Raw genomic sequence first — 13,706 nt, 5'->3', positions numbered from 1 at the left:
GCAAAGCGTGCAAGATGTCGGCTGCCGGATCGGCGGAAACGGGTCAGGCTGTGGTGATCAATGCCAGAATCAGCATCACCGCCCATGTTTTCCACAAGACACCCACCGCGCGGTCGATGTCGTCCGGCGTCAGATCATGTTCGCCGCCCCCGTTCACGAAAGGATAGTCGCGCAATTGCCCGTCATAGCTGCGCGGCCCGCTCAGCGCGATATCAAGGCCATGGGCCATCGCCGCCTCTGGCCAGCCTGCGTTGGGCGAGCGGTGCAAGGGCGCGTCAGCCAAGATGCCGCGCGGGTCAGGGCGGCTGGTCACGGCCCAGATCATCGCCGCTGTCAGGCGCGCAGGGATCAGGTTGATGAGATCGTCGAACCGGGCGGCGGCCCAGCCGAATTCGGCGTGGCACGGCGTGCGGTAGCCGATCATGCTGTCGGCGGTATTGACGATCTTGTAGATCAAAAGCCCCGGCAGCCCCGCGATCAGGAACCAGAAAGCGGGCGCGATCACCCCGTCGGACAGGTTTTCGGCGGCACTTTCAATCGCGGAACGTGCGACGGCGGGCCGGTCCATGGCTTGGGTATCGCGCCCTACGATCATCGCCACGGCGCGCTTGCCGTCGCCCAGTGACAGCCGCAGGGCGTTGCCTACGGCGCGTACATGATCGGCCAGCGATTTTTGCGCCAGCAGTACGGCGACGATCAGAATGTCGATGATTGTACCCGGCAGCGCGTCAAGGATCAGCCCAAAAAGCCCTGCGCCGACGACCAGCCCCGTCAGTACGGCGATGCCTTTGCCTTGCCGCGCGGGGCCTGCGTTAAAACGCAGGTCACACCAGCCGATCAGCCGCCCCATCAGGACAGCCGGATGCGGGTAGCGCGACCAGAGCCATTTCGGCTCTCCGAACAGCGCATCAAGGATCATGCCGAAAAACAATGTCATAATGCGGCCTCCAGCTGCGCCCAGCGGTCGGGGGCAGGCAGGCCAAGGCGCAGCCAGTCGCCCGCATAGGGAAAGATGCGTGACCAGACATGGCCTTGCGCCAGCCTGTCCTGCCAAGCTGCGGCGTCATCAACGCGGTATAGCCGGAACAGGGAGGTGCCGCCCAGCAGTTTGGCGCCTTTGGCAGTCACAAGTTGGTCGAGCCTGTGGGCATCCTGCACCAGCCTTGCCCGTGTCGTATCAGCCCATTGTAGATCGGCCAAGGCTTCTGCCCCGATGTTCAGCGCGGGGCCAGAGACTTGCCACGGGCCCAAGATCTCCGCCAACCGCGCGACGACCGCAGGGTCACCGATGGCAAAGCCAAGGCGCAGGCCCGCCAGCCCCCAAAATTTGCCAAAGCTTTTCAGCACCACCGTGTTCGGGCGGCTGGCAAGATGGACCAGCGACCTTTCAGGCAAAACGTCGCAAAAGCTTTCATCGATGATGGTGACCTGCGTGGTGAAATCCGGCGCGGACCAGATAGCCCCGTCGGGATTGTTGGGATGCACAGCGACCAGCGCGTGACGCGGCACAGTGCCGATGGTCCAGCCTGCGGCGCGAAAAGCGGCTTCGTGTTCGTTATAGGTGGGGCCGGGGATACAGACCTCGCCCTGCGCAAACACGCGTGGCAAGGCCGCGATAATGGCAGAGGCCCCTGTTGCTGCAAGGATCGTCGCGTCCTGTGGTACGCGCCAAAAGCCGCGTGCGAGATTATGCAGGCGTGCAAAAGCCGCCTTGTCCGGCAGCGCTGTCCAGGCATCGGCGGGAAATTGCGGCAGCGGGTAAGGGACGGGATTGATCCCCGTGGACAGATCAAGCCATGTCGCACGGCTGCCACCATGGCGCGCGATGGCGGCATCAAGCCCGCCGCCATGATCGCGCGCAACCGTCATTCGCTGGCGGGCAAGGGTGGATGGCGTGTCACGAAATGACCCTTGATGCTTTGTGGCCAGTCGCGAAACGGAACCTGACCTGTCGGGCTTTGGGCATGGGCCTGCGCATAGGCCACGATGCCAGCCGCCGCATCCGTATCCGGCGTAAAGTCACCCAGCGTATAATTCAGCTTATCGGGCGCCTGAATGGTGATGTTGCAGCCAGATTTGCAGCCCATCAGGCACGATACGCGGCGTGTTTTCACCCCGGCCAGTCCCGAGGCCGCTGCCTCGATCAGTCCTGCCAGTGCCTCGCCGTCGGTCTGGGCCATCGTGCCCGAGTCCCAGCCTTCGCGCTTGCAGGTGTCGCAAATCGTTATCCAAGTTGTCATTTTTTGCCGCCCGTCATGATCAACGCCTTTCAAGCGGATAATCGCGTGATCCGCAAGATCAGACGAAAGATACAATCTTTTGCCATGATTGTGTGTTCGTGGATGATGGTTCCAAGCTCGGGGATGGCTGGCTCCCCGTCATCTGGACCCGCCGGTAAGCCAGCAAGGATCGGCCCGATAACATGCATGTTCTGATCATTCATGGCAATGGTGGGCTTGCTGCGACCTGGCAGCGGCATCTGGAAATGCTTGATGCGCAGGTCACGCAGGCGCGCACCAGCGTGGCGGCGCTTGCGGCGCTGGAGACGATCATTTTTGACGTGATCGTGCTTGACGTCATGCTGGACGGTTGCAGCGCGCTTGCCGTTGCCGACATGGCGCAGTTCCGGCAACCATGGGCCAACGTGGTGTTCGTCACGGATACCACGGTGTTCTCTGACGGTTCTATTTTCGGCTATAGCGGGAATGCGCGCGCCTTTATCCAGACCGCGACCCCGCCGAACGATTTGGCCGCGATCGTCCACTATTACGGTAGCCTTAGGCCCGACCGTGCGGCTGCGAAAGATCGATGACCGGGTTGATCGGGATGATCCGGTTCGGATTGATCGTATCGTGGCTGTAATGATAGTGCCGCACGATGTGATCCATGTTCACCGTCTTGGCGATGCCCGGAATCTGGTGCAAATCGCGTAGGAAACCTGACAGGTTCGGATAATCCGCGATCCGTTTGCGATTGCATTTGAAATGCAAATGATAGACCGGATCGAACCGCAGCAGGGTCGTCCACAGACGCCAGTCCGCCTCGGTTAGCCGGTCGCCCATCAGATAGCGGGACTTGCCCAGCCGGTCTTCGAGCCAGTCAAGACTGTCGAACAGCGGATAAACCGCATCCTCGTATGCCTGCTGCGTCGTGGCAAAACCCGATTTGTAAACACCATTATTGACAGTGTCATAGATCCGGTCGTTCACCGGCACGATGGCATCGCGCAATGCCAATGGCCAATAATCGTCACTGTTGCCGGTGATCGCGTCAAAGGCGGAATTGAACATGCGGATGATTTCCGACGATTCGTTGGAAACGATGGTTTCGCGCTGTTTGTCCCAAAGGATCGGCACGGTGACGCGGCCTGTCATGTCGGGCAGGGCGCGCAAATAAACCTCGCGGGCGTAATCATACCCAAACAATGTATCGCCGGTGGCCCCGTTGTCGTCCTTTTGAAACGACCAGCCTTCGCCCAGCATGTCTGGATGCACGGCCGAGATGCTGATGTGATCCTCCAACCCCTTCAGCGCGCGAAAGATCAGCGCGCGATGCGCCCAGGGGCAGGCGTAAGAGACGTATAGATGATAGCGCCCCGATTCCGCCGGGAAACCGTCTGTCCCCGATGGACCCGCAGACCCGTCTGCTGTGATCCAGTTGCGGAACGATGCCTCTGTACGTTCGAATTTGCCGCCTGATGTCTTGGTGTCATACCAGACGTCGTGCCAGATGCCGTCAACCAGTTGGCCCATGATGATGCTCCTTTGTTGCATCCGACCTAACCCCTTGGCCGTGATGAACCAAGGCGAATGACGGCGCAGCGATGGTGCGTCTGCGCACAATGGTGGCGTGATCAGTCTTGCAAGGCATCCTGCATGGTCTGGCGCAGACCGCTCATTTCCAGATCTGTCCATCTTGCGCGGCGACCATGATGGTCGGCAATCACCGCGCCATCGCGCAGCGCGGCGATCACTGCCGGTTTGGTGAGCGCCCCGTCAAACGTGACAACAACAAGCGATTGACGCGCCTTGCGCCGATAGCGCGCCTTGATCCTGTTCATCCAGAATGTCACTTCCAGAAACTCGATCCTGAACCTGACCGCCAGCTGCGTGGGCAGCGGACGGATGACGTCCTGACAGGACCACCCGATGAACCGGTCGTCATTGCTGCGGATATCGTCTGATGCTGCCTGCCCGAAAACGGTTGTCTTGTTGCGGAACTTGGCTGTCGGATTGCCTGGAAATGCGTTGCGATAGGCAAAGACGGAAGAGTTTCCAGCGCCATATCGTCGGCCCCTGCTCAACCGCCAGCGTAGCCGCGACCAAGCGTCAAGCCGCGCGCGGGGTGTTGGCAAGGTCCACAGGGGTGCGCTCAGCGTCAGCGCGGCGACTTTTCCCAGGTCGCCAATGATCACGCTGTCAAGATCGACATAGACGCAACGGGCGCCGGGCGGCAATACATCAATCTCGAACAATGAAATCTTGACGGCCAGGCCATTTTTCTTGAAATCGCTGCGATCGAAATCCGGACTGATCCGACATTGTATCGCACGGGGGTCCAAATCCCGATCGACCCTGTCCGACAGCACGATGGCACCCTTCAAGCTGGGGCTATGCATATGGGCGTTACGGATCAGGCGGTTGCAATCGGCGTCACTATAGGCGTCACCCCAGATCATCAGGATCAGATACCAGTCATTCACGCGTATGCCATCCGTTCAGGTTTGCGCCCTTGGCCTGCCATATTCCCTGTAGCGCCACAAGATACGTCGGACCCAACACAGGTTACGTCGCTTAACCGTTTGCCCCGTCTGCATGGGCCGTCTATACCGCCAATCAGACGAAGCCCTTGCAGGGCCAGAACGGTTGGAGACAGGACGGTCGACCCAGACGGGGACCAGGCTGTCGCATCGTCGCACCCGTGGTTTGCGGGTCTCTGGTCATGTCGGGAGAAATGAAATCCGGCCATGACCGACCGAGCCAGCGGCGAAGGGAAAACAGCGTGAAAACAGGTGTGATGATTTGTGGCCATGGATCGCGCAGCCAGTCTGCCGTGGATGAATTCGCGGTGCTGGCGGAAAAGCTGCCTGCCTATCTGCCCGACGACTGGGTCACCGACTACGGCTATCTTGAATTTGCAAATCCTGTGATCCGTGACGGGCTGGACCGGCTGCGCGCGGCGGGCTGTGACCGGATTCTGGCGGTGCCAGGAATGCTTTTTGCTGCGATGCATGCCAAAAACGACATTCCTACCGTGCTGAACACCTATGCTGCCAAACATGGATTGGCCGTGAATTATGGCCGCGAACTGGGGATTGACCCCAAGATGATTGCCGCCGCCGCAGGCCGCGTGCAAGAAGCCGTGGATCGCGCCAATGTCAAATATGGCGCGCTGCCGGTGGCGGAAACCTGTCTGGTGGTCATCGGGCGCGGCGCATCCGACCCTGACGCCAACGGCAATGTCGCAAAAATCGCGCGGATGATTCAGGAAGGCATGGGCTTTGGCTGGTGCGAGGTCGGCTATTCCGGCGTGACCTTTCCGCTGGTTGAACCCTGCCTGCAACATGCCGCCCGCCTGCCTTACAAGCGGATCATCGTGTTCCCGTATTTTCTGTTCTCAGGCATCCTGATCGACCGGATCTACGGCTTTACCGATCAGGTCGCCGCCGAACATCCCGGCATTCAGTTTGTGAAGGCAGGGTATCTTGGCGATCATCCCAAGGTGCTGGAAACCTTTGCCGAACGTATTCTGGAACAAGACAGCGCAACCCCACCGCCCAATTGCGGCATCTGCGGCTATCGCGCGCAGATGCTGGCGCTGGAGGATGGGCATAACCACACGATCAGCGCCGCCGACCGCAGCCACCCTGCCTTTGGCGCGGTGCCGCCCGCGACCTGCGTATTGTGCAAATACCGCACGCAAGTGCTGGGGTTCGAGGGCGAGGTCGGCGCCTTACAAGAAAGCCACCATCACCATGTCGAAGGCCAGGGTGCGAGCGCGCCCGGATCAAACGTGGCCGATTGCAAACTTTGCACCACGTTCTGCACCGGCATGTGCCGTCTTGTGGTGCAGGATCAGCATGATCACCACCATCACCACGGTCACGATCACGACCATGACCACCATCACCACGCGCCCTACCCCCATGCCAAACACCCGCATGGACCGGAAAGCGCGCGCAAAACGAAACCCTGATCCTCGCTTTGTTGAAAATACTCCCGCCGGAGGCTCAGGTCTTTGTGCCAGATGAAAGGCCCGATATTGCGTCCCTACGAGACCGACCCCAAGGCAATCTATACGCAAAGCTTCGCCACCGTGCGGGCCGAGGCGCGGCTTGACCGCTTTGCGGCTGACCTGCATCCGCTGATGACACGGTTGATCCACGCCTGTGGTATGGTGGAAATCGTCGACAGGCTCGCCTATTCCGAACAGGTGGTGGTGGCAGGGCAGCAAGCCTTGCGCGCCGGTGCACCCGTGCTGTGTGATTGCGAAATGGTGGGTGCAGGAATCATCCGGCGCTATCTGCCAGCTGGCAACGATGTGATCGTGACATTGAACGATCCCGCGGTGCCCGCGCTTGCAGCCAAGATTGGCAATACCCGCTCTGCCGCTGCGGTCGAGCTGTGGCAGGACCGGATCGCTGGCGCGGTTGTCGCCATCGGCAATGCGCCGACAGCGCTGTTTCACCTGCTGGAATTGCTTGATGCAGGATGGCCGAAACCGGCAGTGATCCTTGGGTTTCCGGTGGGTTTTGTCGGGGCTGCCGAAAGCAAGGCAGAACTCGCGCGCGATCCGCGCGGTTGCGACTATATCGCCTTGCGCGGGCGGCGTGGCGGGTCGGCCATGGCGTCGGCCGCAGTGAATGCGCTGGCTGCGGGGTTGCCCGAGGATGTCTGACGCATGGCTGCATATCGTCGGCATCGGCGAGGATGGAATGGCGGGGCTGGTGCCTGCAACCCGCGCGGTGGTCGAAGCCGCCGAGGTTATCATCGGGGGCGATCGGCATCATGTGCTGGCCGAAAACCTGACAGCGGAACGGCTGGCCTGGCCGCATCCGTTTGATGCGCTGATTTCCACGATCAGGGGCCTGCAGGGCAGACGCGTTGTCGTGCTTGCGACAGGTGATCCTTTGTGGTTCTCGGTCGGTGCGCGGATCGGACGCGCGATTGATCCGGCACAGATTGTCTATCACCCGCAATTGTCTGCGTTCCAGTTGGCGGCGGCGCGGATGGGCTGGTCGTTGCCGGATGTCGAAACGTTGACCGTGCATGGCCGTCCGGTGGAACAGATGATCGCGTTTATCCAGCCCGATGCGCGGCTGTTGATCCTGACCACCGGTGCAGAAACGCCCGCCCAGATCGCGGCGTTTCTGGCAGCGCGTGGCTTTGGGCAGTCGCGCATGACGGTGCTGGCGGCGATGGGCGGCAAGGACGAGGCGCGTTTTGATGGTGTGGCCGAAACCTGGGCGCATGATGTACCTGCGTTTAATACGCTGGCTGTAGAGTGTATCGCGGCCCCTGATGCGGCCCTGCTGCCCCGCGTGCCGGGGTTGGCGGATGAATTGTTCCAGTCCGACGGCACCATGACCAAGCAAGAAATCCGCGCTGTCACCCTCGCCAAGCTGATGCCGATGCGTGGCGCGCTGCTTTGGGACATCGGCTGTGGCTGCGGGTCTGTGGCCATCGAGTGGATGCGCGCCGCGCGCTATGCCCGCGCCATCGGGATCGAGCCGCGTGCAGACCGACGCGCCTTTGCCGCCGCCAATGCATTGGCGCTGGGCGCGCCAAAGCTGGAACTGATCGACGGGATGGTACCGCAGGCCTTGCATGGCTTGGACGCCCCCGATGCGATTTTCATCGGTGGCGGGTTGAGCCGTGAAACGTTCAACGCTGCATGGGCCGCCTTGCGCCCCTTGGGCCGGTTGGTCGCCAACGCCGTGACGCTGGAAAGCGAGGCGGAACTGATCGCCCTGCATAAGACGCATGGCGGCGATCTGGTGAAACTTTCGGTGCATCGCGCCGAACCTGTCGGGCGGTTGACTGGCTGGCGACCGCTGATGCCGGTGACGCAATGGAGCCTTGTAAAAAGATGATTTTTAGCCTCCGGCGGGAGTATTTCAAACAAAGCGAGGGCGGATGGTGACGGGTGTGCTTTACGGCGTCGGTCTTGGCCCTGGCGCGCCGGATCTGATCACGCTGCGCGCTGCGCGATTGATCGAAGGGGCCGCTGTTGTAGCCTATCCGACGTTGGCAGGGGCTGCGAGTTTTGCGCGTGCGATTGCTGCTGATCTGATCGCGCCTGACGCCCGCGAGATCGTGATGGATGTGCCAATGAGCGTCGAACGCGCGCCTGCGCAGGCGGCCTATGACGCCGGGGCTGTGCAGATTGCGGCGGCGCTCGATGCTGGGCAGGATGTTGTCTGCCTTTGTGAGGGTGACCCATTCTTTTACGGGTCGTTCATGTATCTGTTTGCGCGTCTGTCGGGGCGTTACCGCGTCGAGATCGTGCCGGGGGTGACGTCGATCACCGCCTGTGCCGCGCGGGCGGGCCGGCCCTTGGTGGCGCGCAATGAGCGGTTGACCGTTTTGCCTGGTCCTTTGCCCGAGGAGGAATTGCGCGCGCGCATCGATGGTGCCGAAAGTGTCGTTATCATGAAGGTGGGCCGCCATCTGACGAAGATCCGTACAGTGATCGCCGATCTGGGGCTGACGGATATGGCGGTTTATGTCGAACGCGCGACCCTGCCCGACGAGGTCGTGCTGCCCTTGGCTGACGCACCTGCGGCCGCACCTTATTTTTCAATGATCCTGCTGACCAAAGGGGCTGATCCATGGCTGTGAAACCGGTTGTTCTGGCGCTGTCTGCCTCGGGCGAGGCTGTGGCGCATCGTGTTGCCGCTGTCTTGGGTGCGCAGGTCCATGGCCGCAAGGGGCGCGTGGCAAAGGCGGATACGTTTTTTGCCAATGCGCTGGATCATGCGCGTGATCTGTTCGCTGCCGGTGTGCCGGTGGTCGGGGTTTGTGCGGCGGGCATCCTGATCCGTGCGGTCGCTCCCTTGCTGGCGGACAAGAGGGCGGAGCCGCCGGTAATTGCCGTGTCCGATGATGGTGCGGTGGTTGTGCCCTTGTTGGGTGGCCATCGCGGCGCGAACCGGCTGGCGGCGCAAATTGCGCGAGCACTTGGCGCTGTGGCAGCGGTGACGACGGCGGGCGATGTGGCGCTGGGCGTGGCGCTGGATGAACCACCTAGCGGCTGGAGGCTGGTCAACCGCGAAGATGCCAAGGGGGCGATGGCAGCGCTTTTATCGGGGGGCGGGGCGCGGGTCTTGGGTGATGCGCCTTGGCTGGCAGATTTGCCCGCAGGCGATGCTTTGCGGCTATCCTGCACGATAAAGGCGCAGTTTGATCTGGGGGTGGATCATCTGCAATTCGCGCCGCAGCGCCTGACGTTGGGTCTGGGCTGTGCGCGCGATTGTGACCCTGCCGAGATGGCTGCATTGGTCGCTGAGGTGCTGGCGGAGGCTGGTGTTGCGGCGGAGGCCGTGCAGTCCGTCAACACGATCACGCTGAAAGCGGATGAACCGGCGATCATTGATCTGGCGCGCACGCTGGACGTGCCACTGCGCCTGTTCGAAGCAGCGGAGCTTGAGGCGTTGACCCCGCGTTTGGCCACCCCGTCCGACGTCGTTTTCGCCGAGGTCGGCACGCATGGCGTGGCCGAAGCGGCCGCATTGGCGCAGGCGGGGGCGCAGGCGACATTGCTGATCGCCAAGCGCAAGACGGCCAATGCGACCTGTGCGCTGGCGATTGCACCCGCCCCGATCACCGTATTGGCGGGCCGCGGACGCGGGCGCTTGTCTGTCGTGGGCATCGGCCCCGGTCAGGCGGCATGGCGCACGCCCGAAGTGTCGCGGCTGGTGGCCGAGGCCGAGGAACTGGTGGGGTACGGGCTATATATCGATCTGCTGGGGCCATTGGCGATTGGCAAGCAGCGGTCGGATTTCCCGCTGGGTGGCGAGGAGGATCGTTGTCGTTATGCGCTGGAACAGGCGGGGCTGGGCAAGAATGTGGCGCTGGTCTGTTCGGGTGATGCGGGAATTTACGCGATGGGGGCGCTGGTGTTCGAGCTCCTAGACCGCAGCGCTGACCAGATGGGTGTGTCGGATGCGGCCCGCCGGGTCGAGGTGGTCTGTTCGCCCGGTGTCAGTGCCTTGCAAGGGGCGGCGGCGCGGGCAGGCGCGCCTTTGGGCCATGATTTCTGCGCGATTTCCTTGTCGGACCTGCTGACGCCGCGTGGCGATATCATCAAACGGTTGCAGGCGGCGGCGATCGGCGATTTCGTGATTGCGTTTTATAATCCGGTGTCGCTGCGCCGGCGCACCCTGCTGGCCGAGGCGCGCGACATCCTGTTGCGCCATCGCCCCGCCGAGACGCCGGTGATGCTGGCCTCGTCACTGGGGCGGCCGGAGGAGCATATCCGCTATCGCCGTCTGGATCAGTTGGATGTGGACGAAGTTGATATGCTGACGGTGGTGCTGGTCGGATCGTCGCATTCACGGCTGGCGCAGCTGGGGACAGGGCCGCGGATGTATACGCCGCGCGGCTATGCCCGCAAGATTGATGGTGATCTTGCGGCAGGATGACATTTCCGCCTGCCGGCGGGAGTATTTGGGGAAAAGAGAAGATGACCGTTTATTTTATTGGGGCGGGCCCCGGTGACCCCGAACTGCTGACGCTCAAGGCGGCGCGGGTGATCGGGGAATGCCCTGTGTGCCTTTATGCGGGATCACTGGTGCCAGAGGCGGTCGTCGCTTGTGCGCCAGCAGATGCGCTGGTGCTGGATACAGCCCCGATGACGCTGGACGACACCCATGCTGTTATTCTGCAGGCCCATGCCAAGGGGCAGGATGTGGCGCGGGTCCATTCGGGTGATCCGTCGCTTTACGGGGCGATTGCCGAACAGATCCGGCGGTTGAAGGCGGATGGGATCGATTACCAGATCATTCCGGGCGTGCCGGCCTATGCCGCTGCGGCGGCGGCGCTGGGGACCGAACTGACCGTGCCGGAAGTGGCGCAATCCATCATCCTGACACGCATGTCGATGAAATCGACCGGCATGCCCGCGGGCGAGACGCTGGAGAATTTTGCCCGCAGCGGTGCGACGCTGGCGATCCATCTGGGGATCCGTGCGCTGCGCGAGATCGAGCGCCAATTGGTGCCGTTCTACGGCGCGGATTGTCCGGTGGCCGTGATCTATCGCGTGGGCTGGCCCGACCAGTTGATCCTGCGTGGCACGTTGAGCGATATCCATGCGCAGGTGCGCGTGGCCAAGATCACGCGCACGGCGCTGATTTTGGTGGGGCCTGCATTGTCGGAAAACCACGGATTTCCTGATTCCGCACTTTATGACGCGGCCAAGCCGCATGTGCTGCGTCCGCGCGTCAAGGCGGACTGACTGGCGCGTGGCTGCATCATGCTGCATCGCGGCGGATCGCGTTACTTGATTTTTACCTTTGTGTGCGCACACTTAGCGGAACAGGGGGATTCGAATGTATACGTTTTTGCCGGAAGCGGTGCGCCAAGGATTGGAAGATGCCCGCAAAGCCGCGCTTCGCCGCAAGGACAGGTTGTCGGTGCGCGATGGCGATGCAACCCATAGGATCAGGCGGTTGTGGGATGGTGGTTTTGCGCTGGACCTGAAAGGGTCCGATAAATTGCGCGGCCATGTCGATATCTATGACGGCCCAAAGCACCTGTATCAATGTCTTGTGGTTTCCGCCGTCGCAGATGACGAAGAACGCGTGTTCGAGTTCAAATGGCTGACGCCAGTGGCTGACCGGCCTGCCGCCGATTTTGTGCATCCTGATTTCGTCCCTGCCGGATTGCTGGAAAAACGCGGCTGACGCCGCGCTATTGCAGGTCGCGGAACGCGTGTTGCAGACGCTGCACGGCGTCTTCGACAACATGGCGCTGCGTGGCGAAGTTGATCCGCATGAAGTTTTCGCCGCCAGAGCCAAAGGCCGGGCCAGGAGAGACGGCAATTTTTGCGTCATCTCGGATGCGTGCTGCGATCTGGGTATGGTCCATGCCGGTGCCCGAAAAATCCACCCAGGCCAGATAGGTCGATTGCAACGGCATCGACCAGACGCCAGGGATGGCGCGCAACCCGTCCTGAAAAAGGTCGCGATTGGCCTGCAGATGGTCCATTTGCGCATCGGCCCAAGCCGCCCCTTCGGCGGAATAGGCGGCGGTGATCATCGCGATGGCCAGACTGCCGGGTTTGTAATCCATCATCGCCTGCCATGTCTGGGCTTGGGCGCGCAGATCCGCGTTCGGGATGATCATGTTGCCGGTACGCTGACCTGCGATGTTGAAGGTCTTGGACGCCGCCGTCAGATAGACGGTATTGTCGGCAAAATCGGGGGCGGCCACGGCCATCGGCACGAAATCATGGTCGCGGTAGACAAGATCATGGTGGATTTCGTCGCTGATCAGCAGCATCCCGTTATCGCGCGCAAAGGCGGCAACGGCGCGCAATTCAGCCGTGGTCCAGACCCGGCCTGAGGGGTTTTGAGGCGAACACCAGATCAGCAGCTTTTCGCGGCCAGTCAGCCGCGTCTTGGCGTCGTCGAGGTCGAGCGCATAGGTATCGCCGTCGCGCACAAGCGGGCAGGTGGTTACGACACGGCCCGCACGGGTGATCTTGTGCGCGAATTCATGGTAAACGGGGGTAAAGATCGCCGCCGCATCGCCCGGCTCTGACCACAATTGCAGCGACAGCGCGATTGCATTGCCCAGCCCTTGGGTCGAGACGATCCAGTCGGGGTCCACTGTCCAGCCATGCCGGTTCTGCATCCACCAAGTGATCGCATCGGTGTAATCCGTGCTGTCGATCCCATAGCCGAAAACGCCATGGTCGCGCGCGCGGTCGATGGCGGCCAGAACGCAGGGTGCTGTCTGATAGTCACTGTCGGCCGTCCACATCGCCAGCCCGCTGTCTGGCGCGACACCGAACAATTTTTCCATCAGGTCCCATTTGGAACTGTTCGTATTGCGGCGGTCGATGGGGGTATTGAATGACATGGCGCTTTTCCTCTGGCTTTGGCGCAGCCTAACCCGACCGCTGCGCTGTGCAAGCGGTCCGCGTTGCATTTCTGATCGCCGCGGCCTAAATGCGCTGGCATGACCATTCGCCCCATCCTGATTCATCCCGATCCGCGCCTGAAAAAGGTGACTGCCCCCGTCGCATCCATTGATGATGATCTGCGGCGGCTGGCCGATGATATGCTTGAAACCATGTATGAGGCCCCCGGTATCGGGCTGGCCGCGCCGCAGGTGGCGGTGATGCGCCGCGTCATCGTTATGGATTGCCAGAAAGACGCCGAGGCGACACCCGAACCCATGGTCCTGATCAACCCCGAGATTATCTGGTCCTCTGAGGCGACTTCCGTTTACGATGAGGGCTGTTTGTCGATCCCCGAACAATATGCCGAAGTGACGCGACCCGCCGAGGTCGAGGTGGCGTGGCTGGGCCTTGACGGCAAGCCGCAGCGTGCGCGCTTTGACGGGCTTTGGGCGACCTGCGTGCAGCATGAAATCGACCATTTGGACGGAAAGTTGTTCATTGATTGCCTTGGCCCGCTGAAACGCCAGATGATCACCCGCAAGATGCAGAAACTGAAACGCGAAATGGCACGAGGGTAACGG

15 protein-coding genes are annotated in these 13,706 nt (G+C 61.7%); 9 read left to right on the top strand and 6 right to left on the bottom strand.

Annotated elements, in window-relative coordinates; genetic code table 11:
- Positions 1–43: 43 nt before the first annotated feature.
- From cbiB to SKA53_RS09685, 3 genes are read right to left on the bottom strand one after another with little or no spacing between them, the layout of a single operon-like run.
- Positions 44–937, bottom strand: coding sequence for an adenosylcobinamide-phosphate synthase CbiB (cbiB, locus tag SKA53_RS09695; RefSeq protein WP_007205961.1), 894 nt, complete (start codon positions 935–937; stop codon positions 44–46).
- Positions 934–1,869, bottom strand: coding sequence for a threonine-phosphate decarboxylase (locus SKA53_RS09690; RefSeq protein ID WP_007205960.1), 936 nt, complete (start codon positions 1,867–1,869; stop codon positions 934–936). Before SKA53_RS09690 ends, cbiB begins: the two co-directional genes overlap by 4 nt.
- The gene (locus SKA53_RS09685) at positions 1,866–2,240 is read right to left on the bottom strand and encodes a DUF1636 family protein (protein WP_040483254.1); all 375 of its coding nucleotides are present in this window, start codon (positions 2,238–2,240) and stop codon (positions 1,866–1,868) included. The genes SKA53_RS09690 and SKA53_RS09685 overlap by 4 nt, the downstream gene beginning before the upstream one ends.
- Before the next feature lie 182 nt (positions 2,241–2,422).
- Between SKA53_RS09685 and SKA53_RS09680 the strand changes: the two genes are divergently transcribed.
- Positions 2,423–2,812, top strand: coding sequence for a response regulator (locus tag SKA53_RS09680; RefSeq protein WP_007205958.1), 390 nt, complete (start codon positions 2,423–2,425; stop codon positions 2,810–2,812).
- Here the strand turns inward: SKA53_RS09680 and SKA53_RS09675 are convergent.
- Together SKA53_RS09675 and SKA53_RS09670 are read right to left on the bottom strand one after the other, a co-directional pair.
- Complete coding sequence (locus SKA53_RS09675; RefSeq protein ID WP_040482903.1) at positions 2,778–3,752, bottom strand: glutathione S-transferase family protein; 975 nt, start codon at positions 3,750–3,752, stop codon at positions 2,778–2,780. The genes SKA53_RS09680 and SKA53_RS09675 overlap by 35 nt on opposite strands.
- Before the next feature lie 101 nt (positions 3,753–3,853).
- Positions 3,854–4,702 carry a hypothetical protein gene (locus tag SKA53_RS09670; protein ID WP_007205956.1) on the bottom strand — a complete coding sequence of 283 codons (849 nt, stop codon included), beginning with the start codon at positions 4,700–4,702 and terminating at the stop codon, positions 3,854–3,856.
- A 251-nt stretch (positions 4,703–4,953) separates the two neighbouring features.
- Between SKA53_RS09670 and SKA53_RS09665 the strand changes: the two genes are divergently transcribed.
- The 7 genes from SKA53_RS09665 to SKA53_RS09635 all read left to right on the top strand — a co-directional run bounded on the left by SKA53_RS09665 (position 4,954) and on the right by SKA53_RS09635 (position 11,902).
- Positions 4,954–6,195, top strand: coding sequence for a sirohydrochlorin chelatase (locus tag SKA53_RS09665; RefSeq protein WP_007205955.1), 1,242 nt, complete (start codon positions 4,954–4,956; stop codon positions 6,193–6,195).
- Positions 6,196–6,246: 51 nt separating this feature from the next.
- The gene (locus tag SKA53_RS09660; RefSeq protein ID WP_007205954.1) at positions 6,247–6,897 is read left to right on the top strand and encodes a precorrin-8X methylmutase; all 651 of its coding nucleotides are present in this window, start codon (positions 6,247–6,249) and stop codon (positions 6,895–6,897) included.
- Complete coding sequence (locus SKA53_RS09655; protein WP_007205953.1) at positions 6,890–8,092, top strand: bifunctional cobalt-precorrin-7 (C(5))-methyltransferase/cobalt-precorrin-6B (C(15))-methyltransferase; 1,203 nt, start codon at positions 6,890–6,892, stop codon at positions 8,090–8,092. Before SKA53_RS09660 ends, SKA53_RS09655 begins: the two co-directional genes overlap by 8 nt.
- Positions 8,093–8,138: 46 nt before the next feature.
- Positions 8,139–8,840 carry a precorrin-2 C(20)-methyltransferase gene (cobI, locus tag SKA53_RS09650; RefSeq protein ID WP_040483252.1) on the top strand — a complete coding sequence of 234 codons (702 nt, stop codon included), beginning with the start codon at positions 8,139–8,141 and terminating at the stop codon, positions 8,838–8,840.
- Entirely contained in the window at positions 8,831–10,642 is a 1,812-nt protein-coding gene (cobJ, locus tag SKA53_RS09645) for a precorrin-3B C(17)-methyltransferase (RefSeq protein WP_007205951.1), read from the top strand. Before cobI ends, cobJ begins: the two co-directional genes overlap by 10 nt.
- 41 nt (positions 10,643–10,683) lie before the next feature.
- Entirely contained in the window at positions 10,684–11,454 is a 771-nt protein-coding gene (gene cobM / locus SKA53_RS09640; RefSeq protein ID WP_007205950.1) for a precorrin-4 C(11)-methyltransferase, read from the top strand.
- A 94-nt stretch (positions 11,455–11,548) separates the two neighbouring features.
- Positions 11,549–11,902: a hypothetical protein gene (locus tag SKA53_RS09635; protein WP_007205949.1), complete on the top strand. Its 354-nt coding sequence runs from the start codon at positions 11,549–11,551 to the stop codon at positions 11,900–11,902.
- Between the two features lie 7 nt (positions 11,903–11,909).
- Here the strand turns inward: SKA53_RS09635 and SKA53_RS09630 are convergent, their stop codons facing one another.
- Positions 11,910–13,082 carry a MalY/PatB family protein gene (locus tag SKA53_RS09630; RefSeq protein ID WP_007205948.1) on the bottom strand — a complete coding sequence of 391 codons (1,173 nt, stop codon included), beginning with the start codon at positions 13,080–13,082 and terminating at the stop codon, positions 11,910–11,912.
- Between the two features lie 99 nt (positions 13,083–13,181).
- Between SKA53_RS09630 and def the strand changes: the two genes are divergently transcribed.
- Entirely contained in the window at positions 13,182–13,703 is a 522-nt protein-coding gene (gene def / locus SKA53_RS09625) for a peptide deformylase (protein WP_007205947.1), read from the top strand.
- Positions 13,704–13,706 lie beyond the last annotated feature (3 nt).

Source organism: Yoonia vestfoldensis SKA53, assembly GCF_000152785.1.
GTDB classification, from domain to species: domain Bacteria; phylum Pseudomonadota; class Alphaproteobacteria; order Rhodobacterales; family Rhodobacteraceae; genus Yoonia; species Yoonia vestfoldensis_A.
The sequence above is the reverse complement of the archived record's forward strand: the minus strand, read 5'-3'. Positions and strand labels throughout refer to the sequence as shown.